This window comes from Agromyces fucosus, from assembly GCF_004134865.1.
In the GTDB taxonomy this organism is placed as follows: domain Bacteria; phylum Actinomycetota; class Actinomycetes; order Actinomycetales; family Microbacteriaceae; genus Agromyces; species Agromyces fucosus.
In genome coordinates this window covers 956,197-981,936 of record NZ_SDPO01000002.1, presented here as the reverse complement: position 1 = coordinate 981,936, position 25,740 = coordinate 956,197, and the positions used below count along the sequence as shown (strand labels likewise).

The 25,740-nt window shown below is 71.5% G+C and carries 18 protein-coding genes; 10 read left to right on the top strand and 8 right to left on the bottom strand.

What is annotated here, in order from left to right:
* Positions 1-2: 2 nt before the first annotated feature.
* Positions 3-2,138, bottom strand: coding sequence for a S9 family peptidase (locus ESP57_RS10270; RefSeq protein WP_129231465.1), 2,136 nt, complete (start codon positions 2,136-2,138; stop codon positions 3-5).
* Between the two features lie 153 nt (positions 2,139-2,291).
* On the opposite strand from ESP57_RS10270, the gene efeU reads away from it, so the two are divergent.
* The 4 genes from efeU to ESP57_RS10250 all read left to right on the top strand — a co-directional run bounded on the left by efeU (position 2,292) and on the right by ESP57_RS10250 (position 7,182).
* Complete coding sequence (gene efeU / locus ESP57_RS10265) at positions 2,292-3,161, top strand: iron uptake transporter permease EfeU (protein WP_129231464.1); 870 nt, start codon at positions 2,292-2,294, stop codon at positions 3,159-3,161.
* 46 nt (positions 3,162-3,207) lie between these two features.
* Entirely contained in the window at positions 3,208-4,413 is a 1,206-nt protein-coding gene (gene efeO / locus ESP57_RS10260) for an iron uptake system protein EfeO (protein ID WP_129231463.1), read from the top strand.
* Positions 4,414-4,541: 128 nt separating this feature from the next.
* On the top strand, positions 4,542-5,804 hold the full coding sequence (efeB, locus tag ESP57_RS10255) for an iron uptake transporter deferrochelatase/peroxidase subunit (RefSeq protein WP_243648481.1): 1,263 nt from the start codon (positions 4,542-4,544) through the stop codon (positions 5,802-5,804).
* Between the two features lie 82 nt (positions 5,805-5,886).
* The gene (locus ESP57_RS10250; protein ID WP_129231460.1) at positions 5,887-7,182 is read left to right on the top strand and encodes a serine hydrolase domain-containing protein; all 1,296 of its coding nucleotides are present in this window, start codon (positions 5,887-5,889) and stop codon (positions 7,180-7,182) included.
* A gap of 55 nt (positions 7,183-7,237) precedes the next feature.
* On the opposite strand, the gene ESP57_RS10245 is transcribed toward ESP57_RS10250, so the two are convergent.
* The 3 genes from ESP57_RS10245 to pdxR form a co-directional block, all read right to left on the bottom strand.
* Complete coding sequence (locus ESP57_RS10245; protein WP_129231458.1) at positions 7,238-7,645, bottom strand: hypothetical protein; 408 nt, start codon at positions 7,643-7,645, stop codon at positions 7,238-7,240.
* Positions 7,642-8,118 (bottom strand): LysM peptidoglycan-binding domain-containing protein, encoded by a 477-nt coding sequence (locus tag ESP57_RS10240; protein ID WP_129231457.1) that lies wholly within the window; start codon positions 8,116-8,118, stop codon positions 7,642-7,644. Before ESP57_RS10240 ends, ESP57_RS10245 begins: the two co-directional genes overlap by 4 nt.
* Positions 8,119-8,312: 194 nt before the next feature.
* On the bottom strand, positions 8,313-9,770 hold the full coding sequence (gene pdxR, locus ESP57_RS10235) for a MocR-like pyridoxine biosynthesis transcription factor PdxR (RefSeq protein ID WP_129231455.1): 1,458 nt from the start codon (positions 9,768-9,770) through the stop codon (positions 8,313-8,315).
* Between the two features lie 77 nt (positions 9,771-9,847).
* Here pdxR and ESP57_RS10230 point away from each other — a divergent pair, with 77 nt between their 5' ends.
* The 3 genes from ESP57_RS10230 to ESP57_RS10220 all read left to right on the top strand — a co-directional run bounded on the left by ESP57_RS10230 (position 9,848) and on the right by ESP57_RS10220 (position 14,173).
* Positions 9,848-10,540 (top strand): pyridoxamine 5'-phosphate oxidase family protein, encoded by a 693-nt coding sequence (locus ESP57_RS10230; protein WP_207904526.1) that lies wholly within the window; start codon positions 9,848-9,850, stop codon positions 10,538-10,540.
* 316 nt (positions 10,541-10,856) lie between these two features.
* Complete coding sequence (locus ESP57_RS10225) at positions 10,857-11,039, top strand: hypothetical protein (RefSeq protein ID WP_056006814.1); 183 nt, start codon at positions 10,857-10,859, stop codon at positions 11,037-11,039.
* Between the two features lie 113 nt (positions 11,040-11,152).
* Positions 11,153-14,173: a helix-turn-helix transcriptional regulator gene (locus ESP57_RS10220; protein ID WP_243648480.1), complete on the top strand. Its 3,021-nt coding sequence runs from the start codon at positions 11,153-11,155 to the stop codon at positions 14,171-14,173.
* Between the two features lie 116 nt (positions 14,174-14,289).
* On the opposite strand, the gene ESP57_RS10215 is transcribed toward ESP57_RS10220, so the two are convergent.
* Together ESP57_RS10215 and ESP57_RS10210 are read right to left on the bottom strand one after the other, a co-directional pair.
* Positions 14,290-15,813: a leucyl aminopeptidase gene (locus tag ESP57_RS10215; protein ID WP_129231454.1), complete on the bottom strand. Its 1,524-nt coding sequence runs from the start codon at positions 15,811-15,813 to the stop codon at positions 14,290-14,292.
* Positions 15,810-17,531, bottom strand: a complete 1,722-nt coding sequence (locus tag ESP57_RS10210; RefSeq protein ID WP_129231452.1) for an MFS transporter — start codon at positions 17,529-17,531, stop codon at positions 15,810-15,812. The genes ESP57_RS10215 and ESP57_RS10210 overlap by 4 nt, the downstream gene beginning before the upstream one ends.
* Positions 17,532-17,644: 113 nt before the next feature.
* Here ESP57_RS10210 and ESP57_RS10205 point away from each other — a divergent pair, with 113 nt between their 5' ends.
* Together ESP57_RS10205 and ESP57_RS10200 are read left to right on the top strand one after the other, a co-directional pair.
* Positions 17,645-19,411 (top strand): threonine/serine exporter family protein, encoded by a 1,767-nt coding sequence (locus ESP57_RS10205; protein WP_129231450.1) that lies wholly within the window; start codon positions 17,645-17,647, stop codon positions 19,409-19,411.
* A gap of 27 nt (positions 19,412-19,438) precedes the next feature.
* Positions 19,439-20,998, top strand: a complete 1,560-nt coding sequence (locus ESP57_RS10200) for an SLC13 family permease (RefSeq protein WP_129231448.1) — start codon at positions 19,439-19,441, stop codon at positions 20,996-20,998.
* Between the two features lie 158 nt (positions 20,999-21,156).
* On the opposite strand, the gene ESP57_RS10195 is transcribed toward ESP57_RS10200, so the two are convergent.
* Positions 21,157-24,111: a GH32 C-terminal domain-containing protein gene (locus ESP57_RS10195; protein WP_129231446.1), complete on the bottom strand. Its 2,955-nt coding sequence runs from the start codon at positions 24,109-24,111 to the stop codon at positions 21,157-21,159.
* Positions 24,112-24,257: 146 nt separating this feature from the next.
* Here ESP57_RS10195 and ESP57_RS10190 point away from each other — a divergent pair, with 146 nt between their 5' ends.
* A complete protein-coding gene (locus ESP57_RS10190; RefSeq protein WP_056006799.1) occupies positions 24,258-24,776 on the top strand; it encodes a GNAT family N-acetyltransferase in 519 nt (172 codons plus the stop codon).
* Between the two features lie 4 nt (positions 24,777-24,780).
* Here ESP57_RS10190 and ESP57_RS10185 read toward each other — a convergent pair whose 3' ends face one another.
* On the bottom strand, positions 24,781-25,737 hold the full coding sequence (locus ESP57_RS10185) for a carbohydrate kinase family protein (protein WP_056006796.1): 957 nt from the start codon (positions 25,735-25,737) through the stop codon (positions 24,781-24,783).
* Between the last annotated feature and the right edge of the window lie 3 nt (positions 25,738-25,740).

Here is a 25,740-nt window from a genome sequence, read left to right as displayed (position 1 = left end):
GCTCACTCGCCGCTCGGGTGCGCCCCCGCCGCGTCGACGACCCACGCGTAGGCGAACGCGCGCTCGCGCCAGGCCGCATAGCGGCCCGAGACGCCGCCGTGCCCGGCCGCCATCTCGATCTTCAGCAGCGGGTCGGCCCCGACGTCGCGGAGCTTCGCCACCCACTTCGCCGGCTCGACGTAGAGCACGCGCGTGTCGTTCAGCGAGGTCACGGCCAGGATCGGCGGGTAGTGGTTCACGTGCACGTTCTCGATCGGCGAGTACGACTTCATGTAGGAGTAGACCTCCTCGTCGTCGAGCGGGTTGCCCCACTCGTCCCACTCGATCACGGTCAGCGGCAGCGACGGGTCGAGGATCGAGGTCAGCGGGTCGACGAAGGGAACCTCGGCGAGGAAGCCCGAGAAGTACTTCGGCGCGAGGTTCGCGACGGCGCCGATGAGCAGGCCGCCTGCGCTGCCGCCCTGGGCGACGAGCCGGTCGGGGGCGGTGATGTCCTCATCGATCAGGTGCCGCGCGACGGCCGCGAAGTCGGTGAAGGTGTTGCGCTTCTCGAGCTTCTTGCCGTGCTCGTACCAGAGCCGCCCCATCTCGCCGCCGCCGCGCACGTGGGCCACGGCGAAGATCATGCCGCGGTCGAGCAGCGACAGCCGCGGGATGCCGAAGCCCGGGTCGATCGAATGCTCGTACGAGCCGTAGCCGTAGAGCAGGGTCGGGGCGGGCCTGCCGAGGTCGACGAGGTCGTGCCGATACACGAGCGAGACGGGGATGCGCGTGCCGTCGTCGGCCGTCGCCCACTCGCGTCGCTGCGAATAGCGGGTCGCGTCGTAGTCGCCGAGCACGGCCTGGCGCTTGCGGAGCCGTCGCTCGCCCGTCGCGACGACGACGTCGTAGACCGTCGAGGGGGTCACGAAGCTCGTGTACCCGATGCGCAACGTCGGCTGCGCCCAGTCGGGGTTGCCCGAGAGGCCCACCGCGAAGAGGGCCTCGTCGAAGGCGAGCTCGTGCAGGGTGTCGTCGGGCGTGGCGTCGGCCGGGAGGCCGGCCGCCGGCACCTTCGCGACGGCCACGCGCGGCAACCCCTCGCGGCGGTACTCGACGGCGACGAAGTCGCGGAACGCGTCGACGCCCTCGAGTCGCACGGCCGGGTCGTGGGGCAGTAGCGTGCGCCGGTCGCCCTGCGGGTCGGATGCCGCGACGCTCACGAGCTCGAAGTTCACGGCCTGGTCGTTGTGCACGATGAGCAGGCGGTCCTTGCCGCCGGCGACGACGTGCTCGACGTCGTACTCCACCCCGTCTTTGCGGGGCCAGACGACGGAGAACTCGCCCGTCGGTTCGGCGGCGTCGAGCAGCCAGGTCTCGCTCGTGACGTTGGAGCCCGCCTCGATCACGAGGAACCTGCGGCTCCGCGTCACGCCGACGCCGAGCCAGAAGCGCTCGTCGGGCTCGGAGAAGACCGAGACGTCGTCGGATGCCGCGGTGCCGATCTCGTGCCGCCAGATCGTGTCGGGCCTCCACGACTCGTCGACCGTCGCGTAGAACACGAAGCGCCCGCTCGGGTCGAACGTCGCTCCGCTCGAGGTGCCCTCGATGACGTCGTCGTACTCCCGCCCCGAGCCGTCGAGCGAGCGGAGCCGGATCGTGTACCGCTCATCGCCCTCGAGGTCGGTCGCGTAGAGCAGGGTCGCGCCGTCGGCCGTGACGTCGAAGCTGCCGAGCGAGTAGAAGTCGTGGCCCTCGGCCTCTGCGTTGTCGTCGAGCAGCACCTGCTCGCCGGGCAGTGGGGAGCCCGAGTCATCCGTCACGGGGGGCTCCCAGTCGTCGGGGCCTGCGGCGGGCACCCGGCAGTGGATGCCGTATTCGCGGCCCTCGACGGTGCGGGTGTAGTACCACCAGTCGCCCTCGCGGGTCGGCACGCTGAGGTCGGTCTCCTTGGTGCGGGTCGTGATCTCCTCGAAGATCTGCTCCTGCAGGATCGAGAGGTGCTCGGTGCGCGCCTTCGTGAAGGCGTTCTCCTCGTGCAGGTGCGCGAGCACCTCGGGGTCGTCCTTGTCGCGCAGCCACTCGTAGTCGTCGACGACGACGTCGCCGTGGTGCACGCGTTCGGTGGGTCGCTTGTCGGTCTTCGGCGGAGTCAGCACGAACCCACGCTACGCCCCTGTGCGCGGCCGGTGTCATCCGCCCGCGAAAACCGTGACCAGCATGGCAATCCGATGTGACGACCGAGGTTCGCGGGAACGAGCACCTTAGGTTAGCCTTAGCTCAATCCACTCCATTCGTACCGGGAGACGCGCGTGCTCGCCAACTACCTGATCGGCCTTCGCGAAGGCCTCGAGGCGGGGCTCATCGTCGGCATCCTCATCGCCTACCTCGGCAAGATCGGCCGCCGCGACCTCTTCGGCCGCCTCTGGTTCGGCATCGGCATCGCCGTCGCCGTCTCGCTCGGCGTCGGTGCGCTGCTCACGTGGGGCCCGTACGCCATGACGTTCCAGGCGCAGGAGATGCTCGGCGGCACGCTCTCCCTCGTCGCGGTCGCGCTCGTGACCTGGATGATCTTCTGGATGGGCACGCACGGCGCCGGCCTCTCGAAGGAGCTGCGCGGCCAGGTCGACGCCGCCGTCGACCGGTCGTGGTTCGCCATCGTGCTGCTCGGCGCGCTCGCCGTCGGGCGCGAGGGCATCGAGACCGCCCTCTTCGTCTGGGCCAACGTCTCGGGCGGCAACGACCCCGTGCTCGGCACCGTCGGCGCGCTGCTCGGCATCGTGACCGCGATCGTCATCTCGTGGGGCATCTCCCGCGGGCTCGTGCGCATCAACCTCTCGAGGTTCTTCACGTGGACCGGGCTCTTCCTCATCCTCGTGGCGGCGGGCGTGCTCGTGTACGGCATCGGCGACCTGCAGGAGGCGTCGGTGATCCCGGGCTGGGGCACGCACGCGTTCAGCCTCGTCGAGGCCGTGCCGCCGGGCAGCTGGTACGGCACCGTGCTCGCGGGCATCTTCAACTTCACCCCCGAGCCGACCTGGGCCCAGGTCATCGGGTGGGTGCTCTACGTCGCGATCACGACGACGCTCTACCTCGGCATGCTGCACCGCCGACGCCGGCCGGTGACCGCCGTGGCTCCCGCCTCGGCCGCGCCGACGACCGCCGCCGTTGCGGCGAACTGACCCCGACCACCCCCCGTCTCACCCCACCTCGAATCCAGGAGCATCCATGACCCGACGCGCCCTCGCGGCATCCGCTGCCGTGACCGCACTCGCGCTCGCCCTCACCGGCTGCGTCGCGAAAGCCGACCTCGCATCGGCGATCGCCGTCGACATCACCGATGACGGATGCGCCGTGGCCGCCGCCACCGCGCCCGCCGGCGCCGTGACGTTCGCCCTCGCGAACAACGGCACCGACGTGAACGAGTTCGAGATCCTCGCCGACGACCAGCTGCGCATCGTGGGCGAGAAGGAGAACGTGACCCCCGGCCAGGAGATCGACTTCACCGCCCACCTCGAGCCGGGCACGTACTACACGGCGTGCAAGTTCCAGCAGGTCGGCGCACCGATCGGCCTCGCCGAGTTCACCGTGACGGGCGAGGCATCGGCGGTGTCGGCCGGCGACGAGGAGCTCTCCGACCAGGCCGTGACGGAGTACCTCGCCTACGTGCGCTCGCAGTCGGCCGAGCTGCTGCCGCTCGTCGAGGCGTTCGCCGCGGCCTACGCCGCCGGCGACGACGAGACCGCCCGATCGCTCTTCGCCGCGACCCGCGTGCCCTACGAGCGCATCGAGCCCACGGCCGAGGCGTTCGGCGACCTCGACCCGAAGATCGACTTCCGCGAGGTCGACGCCGTGGCCGACGGCCTCGAGTGGACCGGTTTCCACCGCATCGAGAAGGACCTCTGGGCCCCGGCCCCCGGTGACCTCAACTCCGACGGGCAGGACGCGTTCCTCGACTGGGCTCCCTCGACGCCCGAGGAACGTCAGGCGTACGCCGACGGCCTCGTCGCGGATGTCACCGAGCTCCACGACCTCGTGACCGCCGACGACTTCACCGTCTCGCTCGACGCCATCTCGAACGGCGCGATCGCGCTGCTCGACGAGGTCGCCGCCGGCAAGATCACCGGTGAGGAGGACTGGTGGTCGGGCACCGACCTCTCCGACTTCGCCGCCAACGTGCAGGGCGCCGGCGTCGCCTTCGGCGCGGTGCGCGCGCTCGCCGAGTCGAAGGGCGACGAGGGCACGGCGCTCGCGACCGAGATCGACGAGCAGTTCGCCGCCCTCGAGGCCGCGCTCGCCGAGTACGGCTCCCTCGAATCGGGCTTCGTCGACTATGCGACCCTGACCGATGTCGACAAGAAGACGCTCAGCGACGAGGTCAACGCGCTCGCCGAGCCGCTCTCGCAGCTCACCGCGACGGTGCTCGGGGCCTGATGGTCGAGGAGCGCGACGCCGGTCGAGAAGGACGCGACGAGGGAGCGACCGTCTCGAGACCTGTCTCCGAATCGGAGCAGGGGTCTCGAGACGGCGCTGGAGCGCCTGCTCGACCGGCGGAGGCCGGCGTGAGTCGCCGTGGTCTCTTCGGGCTCCTGGGCGCGGGCGCGGCCGGCGCCGTCGTCGGGGCTGCAGCGGGGGCCGGCGTCGCCGTTGCCGTGACGGGCGGGGCGGATGCCTCGGGCCCCGCGGCATCCGTCTACCCGTTCTTCGGCGAGCACCAGGCCGGCATCGTGACCCCGGCTCAGGACCGTCTGCACTTCGCGGCGTTCGACGTCGCCGAGACGCTCGACCGCGAGGGCCTCATCGCGCTGCTGACCGAGTGGACGGACGCTGCGGCGCGACTGAGCCAGGGGCTCGAGGTCGCCGAGGGCGGGGCCGTCGGCGGCTCCGACTACGCGCCGCCGGCCGACACCGGCGAGGCGCTCGGCCTGCCCGCGAGCGGGCTCACGATCACGTTCGGGTTCGGCCCCGGCCTCTTCGCCGACGCCGAGGGCGCCGACCGCTTCGGCATCGCGACCCGGCGCCCGGCCCTGCTCGAGCCGCTCCCGCGCTTCCAGGGCGACGCGCTCGTGCCCGAGATCTCCGGCGGCGACCTCTGCATCCAGGCGTGCGCCGACGATCCGCAGGTCGCCGTGCACGCGATCCGCAACCTCAGCCGCATCGCCTTCGGCCGCGCGAGCCTGCGCTGGTCGCAGCTCGGCTTCGGTCGCACCTCGTCGACCTCGACGACCCAGGCGACGCCCCGCAACCTCTTCGGCTTCAAGGACGGCACGGCGAACGTCAAGGCCGAGGAGACGGCAACCGTCGACGAGCAGATCTGGGTGAACGCGAGCGACCAGCCGGCGTGGCTCGAGGGCGGCTCGTACCTCGTGGCACGCCGCATCCGCATGATCATCGAGAACTGGGACCGCGTGCAGCTCGGCGAGCAGGAACAGCTCGTGGGGCGCTCGAAGGGCGAGGGCGCGCCGCTCTCGGGCGGCACCGAGTTCACCGAGCCCGATTTCGAGAAGACCGGAGCGACCGATGCGCCGCTCATCGGCACCGACGCGCATGTGCGGCTCGCGCACCCGACGTCGAACGGCGGAGCTCGTATGCTCCGCAGGGGATACAACTTCGTCGACGGCAACGACTCGCTCGGCCGGCTCGACGCCGGGCTCTTCTTCCTGTCGTTCCAGCGTTCGCCGCAGCAGTTCATCGACGTGCAGCGGAACCTCGCGCGCGACGGGCTGAACGAATACCTGAAGCACGTCGGGTCGGCGATCTTCGCGGTGCCGGGCGGCGTCGCCGAGGGCGAGTTCGTGGGCCAGGCGCTCTTCGACACCCCCTGATCGGCTCGAGGGAGCCCGGTACCGGACCCCCCGAACGGCCGGAACTGTTGTTATCTCACCTTGCGCGGCGGGACACTCAGTCATGTCCACTACACGGCGGGGCCCGGTGCTCGGGCGAATCGTGGTGTTCGCATGCGCGCTGGGCCTGCTCGCCGCATGCACATCGGGCGGCGCGACGCCTGCTGCGTCACCGAGCCCCCTTCCGGCATCGACGGCGCCCGATGCATCCGATGAGGTCGCAGCTGACGACGCCGTGAAGGCCGACGCCGTGATGCAGATCGTGCGCGACTACATGGAGGAGGCGCACCTGAAGGCCGTCATCGTGAAGGTGTCGGTCGACGGGGCCGAGATCGTGACCGCCGCCGAGGGTGAGTCCATGACGGGGATTCCGGCGACGCCCGACATGCACTTCCGCAACGGCGCCGTCGCGATCTCGTACGTGTCGACCCTGATGCTGCAACTCGTCGACGAGGGTGAGATGAGCCTCGACGACAAGGTCTCGATGTACCTGCCCGACCTGCCGCACGCCGACGAGGTCACGGTCGGGCAGCTGGCCCAGATGACCTCGGGCTACCAGGACTTCGTGCTCGGCAACGAGGAGTTCGCCGAGATCGCCTACGCCGACCCGTTCAAGGCGTGGACGACGGAGGACCAGCTCGCCCTCGCGATGGACAAGCCGTTGTGGTTCGAGCCCGGCACCAACTGGGCCTACGCGCACACCAACTACGTCATCCTCGGGCTCGTGCTCGAAGAGGTCACGGGGATGTCGCTCGAGGACGCCTTGCAGGAGCGGGTCCTCGATCCGCTGGGCCTCGCGAACACGACGGCCTCGCTCACCGCGGAGATCCCCGAACCGGCGCTGCACGCCTACAGCTCGGAGCGACGATCCTTCCTGAACATCCCCGAGGGAGTCCCGTTCTACGAGGACTCCACGGGCTGGAATCCGTCGTGGACCATCAGCCAGGGCGCCATCCAGACGAGCAACATCGACGACCTGCTGACGAGCGCGATCGCGGTCGGCACGGGCGAGCTGCTCTCGAAGGAGTCGTACGAGGCGATGACGTCGACCGACCTGCGCGGAAAGACGACCGCGATCGACGGCTGCGTCAACTGCCGCCCGCTCGACGAGTTCGCGACGTACGGACTCGGACTGTGGATCTCGGGCGACTGGCTGCTCCAGAACCCGCTCTTCTACGGATACGCGGCGGTGAACGCCTACCTGCCGTCGGAGAGGATCGCGATCGCGGTCGCGGTCACATACGAGGAGGAGGCCTTCAACAGCGAAGGCCAGTACTCGAACGGCGGCGACGAGTTGTTCCGGAGGATCGGCGCATACCTCGCGCCCGATGACGCTCCGCCCGTGCGGCCGACGCCGTAGCGCTCAGCCCCGGAGCGGCGTCGCCGTCCTGAGTCGCCGACCTGAGTCGCCGACCTCAGTCGCCCAACTTCACGAGCCAGCGCCCATCACCCTGGTCGATCAGCATGCCGCTCACCCGCGTGCCGTCGGCGCGTTCGGCCGTGAAGTCGATCGGCGGCAGGCCCTCGTCGGAGAGGGCCATGCCGCCGCTGAAGGTGGGCGAGATGTAGCCGAGCTCCTCGAGCGCCTGCTCCCGCGCTTGCGTGTCCCAGATGCCCGACAGCGTCCACGCCATCGCGCCAGCGGTGAGCGCTGAGACGAGGAAGAGCACGTAGCCGAGCTCGCGGAGCGGCTTCGAGCGGCGCCGCGTGCCGACGAACGAGACGACGACGCCCGCGAGCAGCACGAGCAGCGGGATCGCCACCGGCCAGGGGTTCCACGGCGCGATCGTGATGACGACCTCGGTCGCGGCGGCCGGGGTCATCCGGTCTTCGTCCAGTCGAGGTTGATGACGTCGCCGATGTAGACGTTCTCCCCGAAGTCGTGCACCTGCGCGTTCATGCGCAGGAGCTGCTGCTGCGGCAGGTCGAAGCGCTGCGCGATGTCGAAGAAGCTGTCGCCCGCGACGACGACGTAGCTGATCGGCATGCCGCTGCCGTCGAGCGACGGGGTGCCGTTCGCACCGTCGCGCGCCCCGAGGTCGACGGCCGGGCCGGGTTCGTAGACGGGGGCGGGCGCATTCGGCACCGGCTCGGGGGCGGGGGCCGGCGCGGGTGCGGGTTCGGCCGGGGGCGCGGTGGGCGTCGGAGTCGGCTTGGGCTTCGGGGTCGCGGTGACGGTCGCGACGATCGTCACCGGCGGGGGCGTGGGTGCCGCGACGCATCCGCTCAGGAGCAGCGCCACGGCGACCGTTCCGAGCGTGACGGATGCCCCGATACCACCGACTGCTCGCCGCACTGCGCCTCCAACCGTAGGGTGGCGTGCCACCCCTCGGCGCGCCGGTCGGTTCACCCTATCTGCTGCGCCGGGCTCGCGACAGCGGGCCGAAGGTCGCATTCGCGGGGTTCGCGCCCGCCGGCGCCGGCCGCCGTCGAGATGACGTGAATCGTCGCCGCTGGGCGCGCGAGGCGACGATTCCCGTCATCTCGAGGTCACGCGGCGAGTGCGTCGAGGACGGCTCCGCGGATGCGCCCGAGCGCCTCGACGAGCTGCGTGTCGCTCGGTGCGGCGTAGCCGAACACGATGCCGTGACGCCGCGTGGTGCCGGGGGCGGCCCAGTAGTCCGAGAGCGGGGCGACGGCCACGCCCTCGTTCGCCAGCCGGGTCACGAGGGCAGCGGATGCCGCGGCATCCGGAAGCTCGACGACCGCGTGCAGCCCGCCGTCGAGTCCCGAGAGCGGTGCGCCCGGCAGCCCGTCGAGCGCGGCGAGCACGAGTCCGCGGCGATGGGCGTACTCGCGACGGGCGACCGTGATGTGCCGTCGCACGGCGCCGCTCGCGAGCAGCTCGGCGATCGCGTGCTGCGCGACGCCCGGAACCGGGCAGGCCTCGTCGTCTCGCGAGGCGGCGATCGCGTCGCGGAGCCGCCGGTTCGCGGCGGGCAGCACCAGGTAGCCGAGGCGGATCCACGGCGTCAGCACCTTCGAGAAGCTGCCGATGAGCACGACCCGGCCCGTGTCGTCGAGCGAGGCGAGCGCCGGGAGGGGCGGCCCGAGGTGCCGGAACTCGCTGTCGTAGTCGTCCTCGATCACGAGCGCGTCGTGCGCGCCGGCCCACGCGAGCAGCTCGAGCCGGGTCGCGACCGGCAGGCGACCGCCGAGGGGGTACTGGTGGCTCGGCGTGACCATGACGGCGGCGGGCACGACCGGCAGCCGCCGCAGGGCGCCGACGTCGAACCCGTCGCCGTCGGCCCCGACGGGGTGCGTGCGCACGCCGCGACGTTCGAACAGGCGCCGCGCCGAGGGGTAGCCCGGATCCTCGATCGCGAGGTCGGGAGCACTGCCGGCGATGTGCGCGAGCACGGATGCCACGAGCCCGAGCGCCTCGCTCGTGCCGGCGGTGACGACGATGTCGTCGGGCGAGCAGGCGAGTCCGCGCGCGTGCCGCAGGTGGTCGGCGATCTCGGCGCGCAGTCGGGGCACGCCGAACGGCGGCGGCGAGTCCGCCGGGATCTCGAGCGAGGCGGCGCCGCGCCAGGCCGCGCGCCAGGGGCGGGGGTCGATGCGCGAGGTCGACGGGCGGCCGGGGAGGAGGTTGATGCGCGGTTCGGGCGAGGCTGAAGGTTCCGCCGCCATCGCGGATGGCTCGGCCCCTGCGGCACGGGCGGATGCCGCGGCATCCGCTGCCCGCTCGACCCGGGGCACGAGCTCGGCGACGCGGGTGGCAGCACCCTGTCGCGTCTCGAGGTAGCCCTCGCCGGCGAGTTGGTCGTAGGCCGTCACGACGACGCTGCGCGAGAGGCCGAGGGCGCTCGCGAGCGCCCTCGTCGACGGCACCGGATCGCCCGGGCGGAGCTCGCCGGCCAGCACGCGCCGCCGCAGCCCGTCGACGAGCTGCACGCCGAGGGGCACCGTCGACGTGCGGTCGAGGTCGATGATCGGGCCGTCCATCCGACTCCCAACTGGACTGGTTGATTCTGCGAGAACTGGACTGCGAACTCAACCAGTGTACGCCCGAGACTCGAAGGGTGACCACGAACGACGCCGCAGCCCAAGCCCCAGCACCCCGCCGCATCCGCCGCATGTCGGAGCGCCAGACGACCGATCGCGATGCGCTCTTCGAGCTGCTCGACGGCGAGCTCGTCGGCCACCTGGCCGCGGTCGTCGACGGCGTGCCGATCGTCGTGCCGATGGGCTACGCCCGCGATGGCGAGCACGTGCTCGTGCACGGCTCGACCGGCGGCGGATTCGCGTTGCGCGCGGCATCCGAACGGCAGGTCGTCGCCTTCGCCGTGACCGCGCTCGACGGACTCGTCTTCGCCCGCTCCCTCTTCGACAGCTCCATGAACTACCGCAGCGTCGTCGCGTACGGGGTGCTCGAACCCGTCGAGGGCGAGCGAGCGGATGCCGCGCTCCTCGCGCTCTCGGAGCGGCTCATGCCCGGCCGTGCCGACGAGGTGCGGGCGACGACCTGCAAGGAGATCGCGGCGACCCGGGTGCTCCGGCTCCGCCTCGACGACGTCGTCATGAAGGCGCGGGCCGCCGGCGCGTCGGAGGAGCCCGACGACGGCGAGGACCACTCCGTGTGGGCGGGGGTCGTGCCGCTCGGCCGCCGCTGGGGCGCGCCGGAGCCCTCCGTGCTGACCCCGGCGGGCACCCCGATACCCGACTCCGTGGTCGCCCTGACGACGTCGACGGAGCCCGACGACAAGCTTCACTGAGATTTCGTCAGATTCCGTGAAGACCTGCAGAAGGGAGGTGCGCCATGTTCTCGACACTGTTCCTCGCCGTGCTCGCACTGGTCGCCGTCGTGGCGATCTCCGCCGCGGTCGTGCAGTTCGGTCGCGACGGCTACCGCCGCACGCCCACGATCCTCGGCTGAGCGCCGGCCGCTCGGTCCCCGCTCGCGGTGCCGCCTCAGACGGATCTGAGGCGGCATCCGCATGAAATAGGGCGATCGCCCGATGAGCCTCAGGTGCCTCAGAGCGCACGCTGGAGGCATCCGGTCGAACGATCGGGGAGACCCAGGAGGGGAACATGCAGTTCTCTGCAGACTTCATGGCACTGCACGCGCACCAGAGCGACGTGCACCGCGCCGAGTGGGAGCTCGGGCTGCGTCGCGCGGCCGACGAGTCCGGTTCCGACGACGCGGGGGCGTCGCCCGAACCGGCTCGTCGCCACCGCCGCATGCACCGGGCGCCGCGTCTCGCCCTGCGGTGAGCACGACCGCGACGGCGGAGGCGGTTCGCACGGTCGATCCGCCGATTCCGCCATCCGCGATCACGGGTGCCGCGGCAGCTGCCGCTGTCGGGGGGACGTGGCACGATGAGATCGTGACCACGTCGACGGCGGCCATGGTCGGCCGCGACGCCGACCTCGCGAGGCTCAACGAGCGCCTCGACGAGGTGCGCGCCGGCGCGCCCTTCACCGTCGTGATCGGCGGTGAGGCGGGCATCGGCAAGACGCGGCTCGTGCGCGAGTTCGAGCGCGGGCTGCCGTCAGACGTGCGCCTCCTGGCCGGGCAGTGCGTCGACCTCGGCAGCGTCGCGGCGCCGTACGCGCCCGTCAAGGCGGCGCTGCGCACGCTCATCGCCGACCTCGGGCGCGAACGCGTGCTCGAGGCGGCCGGCCCCGGCCGGCCGGCGCTCGCGGCGCTCCTGCCCGAGCTCGCGGCATCCGACCCCGACGCGGCCGCGGCCGCAGCCCCCGCCGGTGTCGGCGCCGCAACGGGCCAGCTGCACGAGGGCATCGCGGTGCTGCTCGAGAGCGTCTCGCGCGAGCGGCCGGTGGTGCTCCTCATCGAAGACCTGCACTGGGTCGACGCCGCCACGCTCGCCCTGCTCCGATTCCTCATGCGCGCCCTCGGCTCGAGCCGGGTGCTCACGGTGCTGACCTACCGCAGCGAAGACGTCACCAGGGGGCATCCGCTGCGGGCCTTCCTCTCCGAGGCCGAGCGCGACCGCTGGGTCGAACGACGCGACCTCTCGCGCCTGACCCGCGCCCAGGTGCGCAAGCTCACGAAGTCGCTCGTCGGCGATCCGCCCACCGACGCGGTCATCGACACCGTCTTCCGCCGCAGCGACGGCGTGCCGTTCTTCGTCGAAGAGCTCGTCGGCCTCGACGGGTGCCGCGATGAGCGCGAGCTGCCCGACACCCTCCGCGAACTGCTGCTGGCGCGCTACGAGCGCCTCAGCGATCCGGCCCAGGCGCTGCTGCGGGTCATCAGCGTGGGCGGCGTGCGCATCTCCCATGCCATGCTCGAGACGGTCTTCGACGGCTCGGCCGACGAGCTCGAGCTCGCAGCACGTGAGAGCGTGGTGGCCGGCGTGCTCACGATCGACGGCGACGACTACGCCTTCCGGCATGCGCTCGTGCGAGAGGCGATCCTCGCCGACCTGCTGCCCGGCGAGCGGGCGCGATTCCACTCGCGGTACGCCGAGGCCTACGAGGCCGCCGCCGCCGCAGGCACGCGGCGCCTCGCGGCCGAGATCTCGTTCCACTGGCTCGGCGCGCACGACGCGGCTCGCGCATTCCCCGCCACGATCCACGCGATGCGTGAGGCGCGCGCCGCGGCCGCCTACGCCACCGCCGCACAGCTCGGCGAGCGGGCGATCGGCCTGTGGGACGTCGTGCCCGAACCCGAGCGATCGTCGGGCATGACGAAACTCGAACTGATGGGGCGCACGGCCTCGCACCTGCGCAACGCCGGCGAGGGCGAGCGCAGTCTCGCGCTCGTCAAGGCCGCGCTCGCCGAGTGCCCGCGCGACGAGCCGCAGTACCCCCGATTCCTGCGCGACAAGGCGATGGATCTCGCCAGCGTCGGGCGACCGGGGTCGATCCCCGTGCTCGAAGAGGCGCTCGAGGTCCTCGGCGAGCGTCCGAGCGAACTCCGCATGACCGTGCTCATCGTGCTCGCCGGCCGGTTCATGATCGAAGGGCGTCTCGACGAGGCCGTCGACACCGCCGAGCGTGCGCTCGAGGTCGCCATCGAGGTCGAATCGCCCCGCTACGCCTCGCTCGCCGCGAACGTGGCCGCCGTCAGCCGGGCGAGTCGCGGCGAGGTCGATGCGGGGTTCGCCGGCCTCGAGCATGCACGAGAGCTCTCCCACGGCGACGGCGCTGCGATGCTGCGCTACTGGGTCAACGCCTCCGACCTGCACTTCCTCGTCGGCAACTACGCCGAGGCGGTGCGCCTCGCCGAAGAGGGCCTCGAGCAGGCGAGGGCGCAGGGCGTCGAGCGCAGCTCCGGCCTGATCCTCGCCTCGAACGCCGTCGACCCGCTCTTCGCGCTCGGCGAATGGGATCGCGCGGCGGTGCTCATCGAGCGCGCCCTCGCACTCGACCCGCCGGGGCCGTTCGGGGTCTACTTGCAGCGGGCGCGCATCTGGTCGATCCTCTGGCTCGGCGAGCCCGTGCGTGCCGCCGAGCAGTTGCGGAGGGTCCGCTCGACGATGACCGAGATCATGGAGGTCGAGGTGCAGACGCGCCTCAGCGTCAGTCGTGTCGCTGCCGAGGTCGCACTCGCCGGAGGCGACGTCGCCGGCGCATGGCGCGAGGCGAAGCGCGTGCTCGACGAACGGGGCGGGCCCCTGCCCGGCTACGGACTCCCGCTCGCCTGGGTCGCGGCCCGGGTCATCGGGGCGGCCCGTGCCGGCGCGGGAGGGGTCATCGGCCGTGAACAGGCCGGCGGCATCCCCGCCGAGCTCGTCGCCGAGATCAGCGCGGCGGAGCCCGCCCTTCGCGAGGTGCTCGCGGGCATGGACTGGCCCACCCGCTCCCTCTGGGCCGCGTTCTTCGAGGCCGAACTCGCCGAAGCACCCGACGGGGCGGCCGGCTCCGACGCCGAAGCCTGGCGGGTCGCGGCGAAGGCGGCAGCGGCGCCCTCGGCCCCGGGATACCTCGCGCCGTACGCCCTCACCCGCCAGGGAGAGGCCGAGCTCGCCGCCGGCGACCGCGCCGCCGCGAAGGTCACGCTGCAGAGCGCCTTCGACCTCGCCCTCAGCGGCGGCGTCGGCGCGGTACGCGATCGCGTCGAGCAGGTCGCCGCGGCCGCCGGGCTCGCGCTCGACGGCGGCATGGGGTCGGGCAGGCCCAAGGCCGGGGCGGGTGCCGGCCCGGGCCTCGCGGGTTCTGCGGCATCCGATGCCATTGCGGCCGCCGAGGTGACCGCCGAGCTCACCGCCCGTGAACGGCAGGTGCTCGAACTCATCGCCGAGGGGCTCAGCAACCGCCAGATCGGCGAGCGGCTCTTCATCAGCGGCAAGACCGCGAGCGTGCACGTGTCGGCGATCCTCCGCAAGCTCGGCGCGGCCACCCGCACCGAAGCGGCCTACCGCGCCGGCGTGCTGCGCTGACCCTGCCGGCACCGGGCCGTTGCGTGGTGCGAGAGGCACCGTCTCGCGTGGCAGGCACCCGCTTCGCGTCCTCCGGCACGCTTCGTTGCCCCGACGTGCGCCGCAATGGCCCTGCGTCAGCGCGCCGCCTGGAACCCCCGCGCCACGTCGATGAGGATCCGCGTGCCGAACCCGGTGGCGCCCTTCGAACGCCACGATTCGTCGGCATCCGACTGCATCGTGCCCGCGATGTCGAGGTGCGCCCACGGCGTCGTGCCCACGAAGTGGTCGAGGAACAGCGCCGCCGTCGTCGCGCCCGCGAAGGTGCCGCCGAGGTTCGAGAGGTCGGCGACCTGCGAGTCGAGCTGCTTGCGGTAGCGGCGCTCGAGGGGCAACCGCCAGACCTGCTCGTCGGTCGCCGCTGAGGCGCGCTCGACCGAGGCGAGGGTCGTCTCGTCGTTGCCGAAGAGCGCTGCGGTCGAGGTGCCGAGCGCCATGAGGGCGGCGCCCGTGAGCGTCGCGATGTCGATGATCGTGTCGACGCCCTCCTCGTTCGCGAGGGCGATGGCATCCATCATCACGAGCCGGCCCTCGGCATCGGTGTTCTTCACCTCGACGGTCGTGCCGTTCCGCGCGGTGAGCACGTCGCCGAGCTGGTACGCCGAGCCCGACGGCATGTTGTCGGTGCACATGAGCCAGCCGGTGACGGTCGCGGTGGAACGCAGCGCCCGCAACGCGGTGAAGGCGCCGAGCACGGATGCCGCGCCGCCCATGTCCATCTTCATGAGCAGGTGCATCGGGTCGGACGGCTTCAGGCTGATGCCGCCCGAGTCGTACATGATGCCCTTGCCGACGAGCCCGAGATGCCCGGTCGGGGTGCCGACGGGCGTGTAGCGGAGCTTCACCATGCGCGGTTCCTCGGTCGAGCCGCGGTTGACGCCCAGCAGGCCGCCGCACCCGAGCTCGATGAGCTGCTGCTTGTCGAAGACCTCGACCTCGAAGCCGAAGCGCACGCCGAGCGACACGGCGACGTCGGCCAGATCGGTCGCGGTCAAGTGGCCCGGGGGAGTGTTCGCGAGGTCGCGGGCCACGTTGGCCGCGCGCGCGGTGACGAGGCCGGCCTCGATGCCGGCGGCGAGTTCGACGGCATCGGAGCCGGCGGTCGGCACGTCGCCGATGCGCAGGACGAGTCGCTCGAACGGTGCACCGCTCGGCTTCGTCGAGCGACCGGTGTACCGGTAGCTTCCGAGGGCAGCGCCCTCCGCGATCGCCTGACCGGCCGATGCCCGGTCGAGCGAGCCGAGCTCGGGGATCTCGAACCCGATGCGCGAGGCCTTGGCGGCGGCGCGCACGAGGGCCGCCGCGGCATCCCGCAACCCGTTGATCGTGAGTTCGGCGGTCGGGCCGCCGCCGACGAGCACGGTCGGCTCGGCACCGGGCACGTACAGCGTCTGCCCCGTTTTCGCCTCGAAGCCGGCGCGCTCCCATGCTGCCTGGTCCAGACCGGCGATCGACTCGGCGTCGGCGACCGGGGTGGTGACGAGCACACCCGTCACCTCGGTGTCGCCCAGCGCTTCGTCGAGCACGACGGACGGGGAGTTCGCGAGCGACGACACCGCGTCGAAGTCGTCGGGGATGAGCTTGTTCGCGCTGCGGGTCATGCCGGTGTCTCCTTCTGGGCGAGGTCGTCGAGGTCGAGTCCATCGAGGTCGTTGACGTCATCGAGGTCGACGGGGTCGATCGGATCGCCGTCGTCGGGCTCGAGCTTCTCGGGCAGTTCGTCGCGACGGCGTCCGGGCATTCGGGTCGCCGGCACGATCGCGAGGAGCGAGAGCGCTGCGAGGCCGAGCAATGAGACCTTGAGCGCCTGCAGGCGCGCCTCGGCGTTGATCGCGATCGCGGCGTCGAGCTGCGGCCCGCTCGCTCGGGACTCGAGCACGGCGGCGAGCTGCTCGTTCGTGAGGAAGTCGGCTTCGTTGATGTTCACCTGCGCGATGAGCTCGTCGGAGATCTCGGGATGCTCCTGCGCGCCGCTGAGCAGCAGCGTCGAGAGCATGCCGACGGCGAACGCCGTCGCCACCGCGATGCCGACGCTGCCCGAGAGGTTGTGCACGAGCCCGCGCCACGCACCGACGTCGCCCGCGAGCTGCCTGGGCGCGGAGGAGAGCAGGGTGTTGAAGACGAGCGCGACGATCGCGCCCTGGCCGAGGCCGAGCAGGATGAGTCCGGCGACGACGAAGCCCTGGCTCCATTCGCCGCGCACGGTGAAGGCGAGGAGCGTGAGCGCCGACGCCACCACGACGAAGCCGGCACTCGCGATCGCCTTCGGCGTGAACCGGCCGTAGAGCGAGGCGACGAACGTCGAGGCGAGGAAGATCGAGAGCGTGTAGGGGATGATCGAGAACGACGTCTCGATGCTCGAGCGGCCCTGCACGACCTGGATGTAGAGCGGGATCAGGAAGTTCGCCGCGGTGCCCACGAACAGCATGATCGCCATGCACGCCGTGATGGCCCGCTCGGAGCCCGTCGCGAGGACGCGCAGGTCGAAGATGCGCGGCTTGCCCTCGCGCCCGCGGCGACGCAGCCAGGAGAAGAACACCTGGCCGACGATGAGGCCGGCGATCACGAGCAGCGGTGCCGGCGAGATGCCGAGGATGTCGAATGGCGCCTGACTCGTCGCGAGCCACACGCCCCAGGTCGAGAGCCCCGAGAAGCCGAAGCTCAGGAGGATGACCGCGACGGCCGCGAGGATGGCGCCGGTCCAGTCGATGGAGAGACCGGGCTGTGCCGTCACCCGCTTGAGCTTGAAGCTCAGCAGCAGGTTGACGACGGCGAGAGCGACCATCAGCACGAACGACCAGCGCCAGCCGATCGTGTTCGCGAACCAGCCGGCGAGCAGGAGTGCCAGCACGCCGGCCGCGGGGATGGCCGCCGCCAGGAGGCCGATCGCCCGGCCCTGCTGCAGGCCGTGGTAGTTCGTCGCGATGAAGACGGTGAGCGCCGGGGCGATGAGGGCGATGACCGCGCCCGACGAGGCTTGGGCGATGAACAGCATCGCGGGCGACACGCTGAGCGCGACGCCCAGCATGGCCAGTCCGTGGATCGCGACGGCGATCTGGAAGACGCCGCGGCTGCCGAACCGCGAGCCGATCTTCGCCCCGAGCAGGATGAATGCCGCCATCGCGAAGGTTCCCGCGGTGATCGCCGTGCCGACCGTGCTCGCCGGAGTGTCGAGTTCGGTCGTGATGCCGGCCATCGAGACGGTGAGGGCGTTCACCGCGAACGAGACCTGGATCTGCGTCATGACGACGACGACGAGGGCGAGCCACGATGTCTTCGCGATCGGTGCGACGACGGATGCTTCGGCCTGCGTGCTCATGAACGTCCCCTCGAGTTCAATCTGCTGTTGCTGCTCACCGTAGCGGCACACGGGTCGCCGGCGATACGGCACGGCGTTGAGCCCCTCGGGCGGCCGAGACTACAGTGAGCGACATGTCAGCCGGGGGGCGAATGCGGATCGTCGTCGCGATCGGCGCGCTCGCCGGCGCGGCATGGTTCGGCATCGGGTGGATCGCGGCGACACCGCCGGCCGCTTGGGCGACGTCGACGGCGAGTGTGACGGCGCCGGGGGCCGCGCCGATCGTCGAGCCGCTGCCGACCGATGAGCCGATCGAGTCGACGCCCCCCGCCACGGAACCCGAACCCGAACCCGAACCCACCCCGACGACCGAGCCGGAGCCGACCAATGAGCCGGTGCCGACCACGCCGCCGCCCACGACCGAGGCGCCCGCGTCGGAGGTGCCGCCGACGCCGACCGAGACGCCGTCGCAGGCGCCGGTGCTCGAACCCGTGCCGCCCGCGGTGCTCGACGAGAGCGAGTCGCCGTGGTCGTGGATCATCGCGGCGGTCGTGCTGCTCGCGAGCGCAGCGGTGCTCTTCGCGATCCGCAGGCCCGGAGTGTCGGAGGAGGACGCGGCGACCGGTGAGCTCGTCACGGGCGTGCTCGCACCGGGAGGGCCGCCGGCGGGCACCACCCCGCCGCCCGCCGTCACGCTCGCCGCGATGGAGTCGGTCGGCGAGGCGATGATCGATGCCGGCTACTCGGTGACCACCGTGCACGCCGCCCTGCTCGACATCGCCACGGTGAACGCCGCCCCGGCGACGGAGATCATCGTCTTCCCGACCGCCCTGATCGTCTCGGCCCGCGGCGTCGGCGACCTCAGCACCGGTGCCGTCTCGAGCGGCAGCAGCAAGCTCACGCTGTCGCAGATCGACGCGCTGAACCGCACGGTCGAGGCCGCCCGCTCCGGTGCGATCGACCCAGCCACGACGCGGCGACGCATCCGCGCGCTCCGCCGGCAGCCGATGCCGTACTCGCCGGTGCAACGGGTGGTGGCGTACGCGCTCCTCTCCGGCGGACTCTCGGTGCTGCTCGGCGCCTCGTGGGCGGGCGCGGGAGCCGCCGCGGTGCTCGGCGTGTTCGCGGGCGCGGCACAGCTCCTCTCGGCTCGAGCGCCGCGCGACTACCAGGCGCTCGTGACGGTGGCGATCGCGTTCGGCGTCTCGATCGCCGTGTTCCTGCTCATCAGGGCGGGTCTCGACCCGGGTGTGCTCCCCGCCCTCATCGCGCCTCTCGTGACCCTGCTGCCCGGTTCCCTCCTCACGACCGGCGTCATCGAGCTCGCGACCGGCCAGATGATGTCGGGCGGTGGTCGCCTCGCCGCGGGCACCATGCAGCTGGTGCTGCTCGCCGTGGGCATCGTCGGGGCGGCCGCGCTCGTCGGGGTGCCGCGCATCGACTTCACGACGGCGTCGCTGCCGATCGGTCCGATCGCTCCCTGGATCGCCGTCGCCGTGTTCGGCGTCGGCATCGTCGTCTACAACTGCGGGCGACGCGACTCCATCGTCTGGATCCTGCTGGTGCTCTACTCGGCCTACGGCGCCCAGGTCATCGGCGACGTCTTCTTCGGCGGCGTGCTCTCGGCCTTCGTGGGAGCGCTCGTGATGACGCCCGTCGCGGTGCTCGTGGCTCGGCAGCGCACCGGCCCGCCGGCGGTCGTCAGCTTCCTGCCGGCATTCTGGCTGCTCGTCCCCGGGGCGATCGGGCTCGTCGGCGTCGCCACGATCCTCGGCGGCGACCAGGCCGGCGCTGACACCCTCGTGACCACGGCGTCGACGATGGTCGCGATCGCGCTCGGCATCTTGGCGGGGTCGGCCGTCACGGGACGGCTGCGGTCCTCGCGCGGCCCCCTCCTGTAGCGGATGCCTCACAGCTAGTCTGTGCCCATGGACCCCGTCGCGACCACGCTCGTCATCCTGGCGCTCGCGATCATCGCGTTCATGTCGAACCGCGTGCCGCTCGGCATCGTGGCGATCGGCGTCTCCGTCGCGCTCTGGCTGACCGGCATCCTCGATCTCGGGCAGGCGCTCGCCGGGTTCGGCGACCCGACCGTCATCTTCATCGCCGCCCTCTTCGTCGTCAGCGAATCGCTCGACTCGACGGGCGTCACGGCCTGGGCCGGGCAGCAGGTCATCGGCCGGGCCGGCACGAGGCGCGGCCCGCTGCTCCTCGTCGTGTGCCTGCTCGTCGCGGGGGTCACGGCGCTCATCAGCGTCAACGGGGCGGTGGCCGCGCTCATCCCGGTCGTCGTCGTCGTCGCGACCCGCGTCGGTATCGCGCCCTCGCAGATGCTCATGCCGCTCGCGTTCTCGGCGCACGCGGGGTCGCTGCTCGCGCTGACGGGCACCCCGGTGAACATCATCGTGAGCGAGGCCGCCGCCGACGCCGGTGCGCGCCCGTTCGGCTTCTTCGAATTCGGCCTCGTCGGCGTGCCGCTCGTGGTCGGCACCCTGCTGATCATCTCGCTCCTCGGTCGTCGGCTGCTGCCCGAACGCGCGGCGACCACGCTGCCGCAGGACGTCGGCAAGCACGCGCGCACGCTTCGCCAGCAGTATCACCTGCCCGAGGGAACCGAGCTCATCGGGGTGCGCGAGGGCGCCACCGAGGTCGTGGTGGCACCGCGCTCGTCGCTCATCGGCCTGCACCTCTTCCCCGGGATGTGCACGCCGAGCGGCGATCTCGTCGTGCTCGCCGTGCAGCGCGGCGGCGAGGACCTCGTCGGCAGCGACTCGCTGCTGCAGGCCGGGGACACGCTCCTCGTCAGCGGCCCGTGGGGCGAGCTCGAGCGCAACACCGCCGGCCCCGACGTGCTCGTCGTCGACGACCCGGCGACGATGCGCCGTTCGGTGCCGCTCGGTGCCGGCGCGAAGCGCGCGCTCGTGATCCTCGCGGCCATGGTCGTGCTGCTCGCCACGGGTCTCGTGCCGCCGGCGATTGCTGGGCTCGCCGCGGCATCCGCTCTCGTGCTCACCAAGGTCGTGAGCCCGACGCAGGCCTATCGCAGCATCTCGTGGACGACGGTCGTGCTCGTCGCCGGCATGATCCCGCTGTCGACGGCGTTCATCTCGACCGGCACCGCGGCATTGATCGCCGACGGCCTGCTCGGCCTCGTCGGCGACGCCTCCCCGTACCTGGCGCTGTTCGCGATCTGCGCGCTGACGATGGTGCTCGGCCAGCTCATCTCGAACACCGCGACCGTGCTCATCGTGACGCCCGTCGCCGTCGTCGTCGCCGCGGACCTCGGGGTGTCGGTGCTGCCGTTCATGATGGCGCTCACGGTCGCCGGTGCGGCCTCGTTCCTCACGCCCGTCGCGACGCCCGCGAACACCATGGTGCTCGAGCCCGGCGGCTACCGCTTCGGCGACTACTGGAAGCTCGGGCTGCCGCTGCTCCTGCTGTTCCTCGTCGTCGCGGTGTTCTTCGTGCCATTCGTGTGGCCGTTCTGACGACGCCCCTCAGGTGCTCGGGGTGCGAATCATCCGCTGCACCCGCAGCCGACCTCGGAGATCTGCATTGGATCGGACGGAGGTGAACCCTCCGCTCGAATCGCCGCAGATCTCCGAGGTCGCGCCTGCGCTCGCGCGGCTCGCCCGGCCTGCCCGGCTCAGCCGGCCACGCGCACGAGCAGCTCGCCGCTCGGCGTGACACCTGCCGAGTTCTCGACCTCGACCGAGTAGCGGTGCTCGCCCGGCGCGGCATCCGTGACGTCGAACTCGACGACCCGGCCGTCGCCGGCCGAACGGTAGACGCGACCGACCACCGAGCCGTTCTCGACGAGGCGGACGACGGTCGTCGGCTCGCCCTTGGCGACCTTGACCTTGACGACGAAGTCGCCGTCGGCATCCGGGCCCTTCCGCGGCCCCGTGAGCGCCGACACCTCGGCCGCAGCCGGTGCCGCCGTGGCATCGTCGGCACCCGCCTCCCGGTACATCGCGCCGTGCATCGGCGTCACCGTGAGCGACTCGAGGGTCGAGCCCTCCCCGTCGGCCCAGAGCCCGATGGTGTCGGCACCGGCGTTCGGGAACACCTGGTCGGTGATCGTCGTGCGCCCGTCGGCCGTGAACACCTCGACCGAGGAGCGGTCGATGTAGGCGGTCAGCGTGACCGTACCGTCGGCGTCGAGCGCGACGGGAGCGTCGTCGAGCGAGGCGAACGCCGGGTGGAAGCCCGTGTTCCCCGAGTCCCGCCGGTCGACGAAGAGCCGGCCGGATGCCGCGTCGTACCCGATGCGCGTCGCCGACTCGTCATCGCCAAGCACGCTGAGCCCGACGGCGTCGGCGTCGCCGGGTCGCAGCACGGCGTCGATTCGCACGACCTCGCCCGAAACGGGCAGCGTCGAAGCACCGTCGGCGATCGGCCGCGCGGCATCCGTGAAGGCCCGATCGGTCTGCTCGAGCTCGGCGAACTCGGGTACGACCTGCTGCACGAGTCGCGGTCCGCGCCCGGTCGTCACGAGCGACACGTCGCGCGGCAGGGCCATGGCGCTTCGCCACGTGCCGGTCGGGATGTCGTTCGCGTAGTCCCAGTTGTTCATCCAGCCGAGCATCACGCGCCGGCCGTCGGGAGCGCCCGAGAACGACACGGTCGCGTAGTAGTCGCGGCCCCAGTCGAGCCAGTCGTAGCCCTCGATGCGCGGCGCGGCCGCGACATCCGAGAACATCACCTGGTCGACGAGCACGTGGCCCCAGCCGAAGCGGTTGTTGTCGACGATGCGAACGGATGCCTCCTGCCCGGCGAACTCGGCGACGTTCCAGTTCACCCAGTCGAGGTTCTCGCTGCCCCGGCCGGTCGCCGTGCGCACGACCTCGCCGTCGATGATGAGATTGACGCTCGTCTCCTCGCTGCGCGGAAGGGCTGCTGCTGCGCCGAGCATGAGGTGGTCGACCGTGAGGTGGCCCCAGCCGCCGGTGGCGTCGTCGTGCACCTGGAACTGCGCGTCGCGGCCGGCGAACTCCGAAACATCCCACGACTGCCAGTTGAGCTGTCCCCCTTCGGGGCCGTACGCCGTGCGCACGACCTCGCCGTCGACGAGCAGACGCGCCTCGAGCGTGCCGTTGAAGCGCTTGCCGCCGCCGAGCAGGAACGACAGGTGACCCTCGCCCGGCTCGATCGTGAAGGCGGGCGAGGTGAGGTCGCCCAGGTTGGTGTCGCCGTACGGCCCGGATTCGAAGGTGTTGATGCGCTTCTGACCGAGGTAGTAGTCGCCGCCCTGCGTCGACGGGCTGCGGCTCGGGTCGATCGCGAAGTCGCCCGTCGCCGTCCAGCCGGTGTCGGCGAGGGTCGTGCCGTCGGCGAGCTCGAAGCCGTCGAAGAGCAGGCGCCCGGCGGGCGGCTCATTGCCGAGCTGCGTGCCGTCCACGTGCGGGTGGTTGCCACCCCCGACGAGCAGGTTCACGAAGGGCTCGTCGATCGTGAACTCGGGAGACTCGAGCGTGCCGACGGGCCAGTCGAAGTCGTTGAACCCGTTCACGAGGCCGGCGCCGAGGTGGCCGGTCACGGCGTTCTGGCCAGGCAGGGTTCCCGACGCGGGGGCGTCGCCCCAGGGCCCGTTCTTCCAGTTGCCCGGCTCGTTGCCGACGACCCAGTCGCCGTACGTGCCGTCGTCGAACCCGGCGAAGAGCTCGCCGGGCGGCACCGCGGCATCCGACACCGTGCTCTCGGAGGTGAAGGTCGTGCCGTCGAACTCGCCCACGAAGTACTGGCCGCCCGAACCGCCGGCGACCGCACCCGGGTTCAGGTTGACCACCATGACCCATTTGGTGTCCGCGGGGTCGCCGTCGACCGGAAGCGGGAAGAGGTCGGGGCACTCCCAGATGCCGCCAGCGGCGTTCGCCGGACCGAAGTCGCTGAGATGCGTCCATGTCTTCAGGTCGTCACTCCGCGAGAGCACGACCTTGTACTGCAGGGCCTCGACCGCGGCCATCACCCAGTACGACTCGCCCGTGGCCGGGTTCGTGTAGCGGAAGACCTTCGGGTCACGGAAGTTCGCGGAGTCGCGGTCGTAGACGGGGTTGCCCGCGTACTTCGTCCAGGTCTGCCCGTGGTCGAGGCTAAAGGCGAGCGACTGGGCCTGCTTGCCGGCGTGCGTCGGATGGGCGCTCGTGTAGGCGCTCGTGTAGATCGCGATCATCGGCGGGTTCTCGGCCGTGCCGAAGCCGCTCGTGTTCTCGTCGTCGACCACGACGGAGCCCGAGAAGATGTCCTCGATCGCGACGCCGTTCTCGTCGAACGTCTGCGGGATCGCGACCGACTGCTCCTCCCAGTGCACGAGGTCGGTGCTCGTGGCGTGACCCCAGCTCATGTTTCCCCAGCGGGTGCCCGACGGGTTGTGCTGGAAGAAGAGGTGCCACGTGCCGTCGTCGTAGACGAGGCCGTTCGGGTCGTTCATCCAGTTGCGCTCCGGCGAGAAGTGCAGCGAGGGCCGGTACTGCTCGGAGGCAGGGTCCGGACCCGTGTCTGCGCCTTCGGCCATCGCGGGCATCGCGCCCAGGAGTCCGAGCGCGACTGCCGCGGCCGCCGTAGCGCCGACGGCCGTGCGCCATCGTGATTTCGTCGTCATCGTTCGAATCGCCCTTCATTGCACGAGTGTCGATGCCTGCTTGACATCGTTGTCAGTCAACGACGGCGATGCTACGGACTGTCCGGCGGACATTGCAAGCGGTCGGACGGATGCTCCTTCGCCCACCCACCCCGTACCCTCGACGAATGCACCACACGAGCATCCGACCCGCTGTCATCGCCGACGCCCCGGGCATCGCCCGGGTGCACTGGGACAGTCACCAGACCACCTACGTGGAGCCCGGTCGTGTCGCGCGTGAGCGGGTCGAGGCGTGGACCATGGCTGACCGCATCGCGCGGTGGACGGCGAACCTCGCCATCTCGAATGACGTGTACCCGGCACCCGAGGGGTTCCATCGCATGGCGATCTGGGTGGCCGTGGTCGACGGCCGGATCGTCGGCTGGGCGAATACGAGCGCGGGCCGCGACGCCGACGGTCCAAGGGACCTCGAGCTCGAGGGGCTCTACGTGCTCGACGCCCACCACGGCACCGGCGTCGGCCAGGCACTCCTCGATGCGGCGATCGGCGATCGACCCGCCTACCTCTGGGCCCTCGCCGACAACCCGCGCGCCCACGGCTTCTACCGGCGCAACGGCTTCGTCGCCGACGGCACGCGGAAGTTCGACGACCTCTGGCAGATCACCGAGGTGCGCTTCGTGCGCTGACGGTTCAGCTGGAGTGCACGGCCTCTGCATCGGCACGCGGCATCCGCAGCAACGCACCCTCGTGCCGAACCGTCGCCGCGGCGATCAGCATCGCCTCGTGCAGCGCCTGCGCCCAGGCCGTGTCGGTCGCAGGCAGCCCGTCGGCGGCAATGCGTCGCACCATTGCCGCGAGGGTCGCGTCACCGGCACCCATCGTGTCGATCACCAGCCCGGGCAACGTCACGATGCTCGCGTGCACGGGGCTGTCGACGTGGTGCAGCGTGGCACCGTCGCGCCCGGCCGTGGCGAGCACAGCCGATGCGCCTGCGGAGCTGAGCCGCCCCACGAAGGCGTCGAGCGTGTCGCCCAGCAGCAGCTCGGCGTCTTCGTCGCCGACCTTCACGAGGAGCGAGCGCGACGCGAAGTCCTCGAAGTTCGCGAGGAAACGTGCGCGATCGGCGAGCATGCCGGCGCGCGGGTTGCCGTCGACGATCACGCGGCCCGCGGGGTCGGCGATCGCGCCGACGAGCTCGGCGTATTGCTCGGCGTCGTCGAACGGGAAGCAGCTGACGACCACGAGGTCTGCCTCGTCGATCGCGGCGCGGGTGGCGTCGTCGAAGCGGATGCGGCGCCGCTGCGCGGCCTCGTTGAACTCGTAGCGCGGCTCGCCGTCGGTGCGGTCGGAGACGGCGCGCGACGTGCCGTGTTCGGACGGGCTCTCGATGAGACGCACACCGTAGTCGCGCAGGTAGGCGCGGATGCGCGTCGCCGGTTCGTCGTCGCCGAGCATCGCGACGAGCGTCGCCTGTTGGCCGAGCAGGGCGAGCCCGACGGCGACGTTCAGCGCTGCACCGCCGACGAACTCGCGGGCGCCCCTCGGGTCGCGGAGCTCGTCGATGAGCGCGTCGCCGATGACGGTGACACGCGCCACGGAGCCGGACCCGGAGGAGCCGGTGCGTTGCTGCGGCAGTTGCTGCGACATCCG

What these genes read in the sequence shown, in the direction of transcription:
- efeO (WP_129231463.1), top strand. Translation starts at nt 3,208, where the DNA reads ATGACCCGACGCGCCCTCGCGGCATCCGCTGCCGTGACCGCACTCGCG.
- ESP57_RS10250 (WP_129231460.1), top strand. Translation starts at nt 5,887, where the DNA reads ATGTCCACTACACGGCGGGGCCCGGTGCTCGGGCGAATCGTGGTGTTC.
- ESP57_RS10245 (WP_129231458.1), bottom strand. Translation starts at nt 7,645, where the DNA reads ATGACCCCGGCCGCCGCGACCGAGGTCGTCATCACGATCGCGCCGTGG.
- pdxR (WP_129231455.1), bottom strand. Translation starts at nt 9,770, where the DNA reads ATGGACGGCCCGATCATCGACCTCGACCGCACGTCGACGGTGCCCCTC.
- ESP57_RS10225 (WP_056006814.1), top strand. Translation starts at nt 10,857, where the DNA reads ATGCAGTTCTCTGCAGACTTCATGGCACTGCACGCGCACCAGAGCGAC.
- ESP57_RS10215 (WP_129231454.1), bottom strand. Translation starts at nt 15,813, where the DNA reads ATGACCCGCAGCGCGAACAAGCTCATCCCCGACGACTTCGACGCGGTG.
- ESP57_RS10210 (WP_129231452.1), bottom strand. Translation starts at nt 17,531, where the DNA reads ATGAGCACGCAGGCCGAAGCATCCGTCGTCGCACCGATCGCGAAGACA.
- ESP57_RS10205 (WP_129231450.1), top strand. Translation starts at nt 17,645, where the DNA reads ATGTCAGCCGGGGGGCGAATGCGGATCGTCGTCGCGATCGGCGCGCTC.
- ESP57_RS10200 (WP_129231448.1), top strand. Translation starts at nt 19,439, where the DNA reads ATGGACCCCGTCGCGACCACGCTCGTCATCCTGGCGCTCGCGATCATC.
- ESP57_RS10195 (WP_129231446.1), bottom strand. Translation starts at nt 24,111, where the DNA reads ATGACGACGAAATCACGATGGCGCACGGCCGTCGGCGCTACGGCGGCC.
- ESP57_RS10190 (WP_056006799.1), top strand. Translation starts at nt 24,258, where the DNA reads ATGCACCACACGAGCATCCGACCCGCTGTCATCGCCGACGCCCCGGGC.
- ESP57_RS10185 (WP_056006796.1), bottom strand. Translation starts at nt 25,737, where the DNA reads ATGTCGCAGCAACTGCCGCAGCAACGCACCGGCTCCTCCGGGTCCGGC.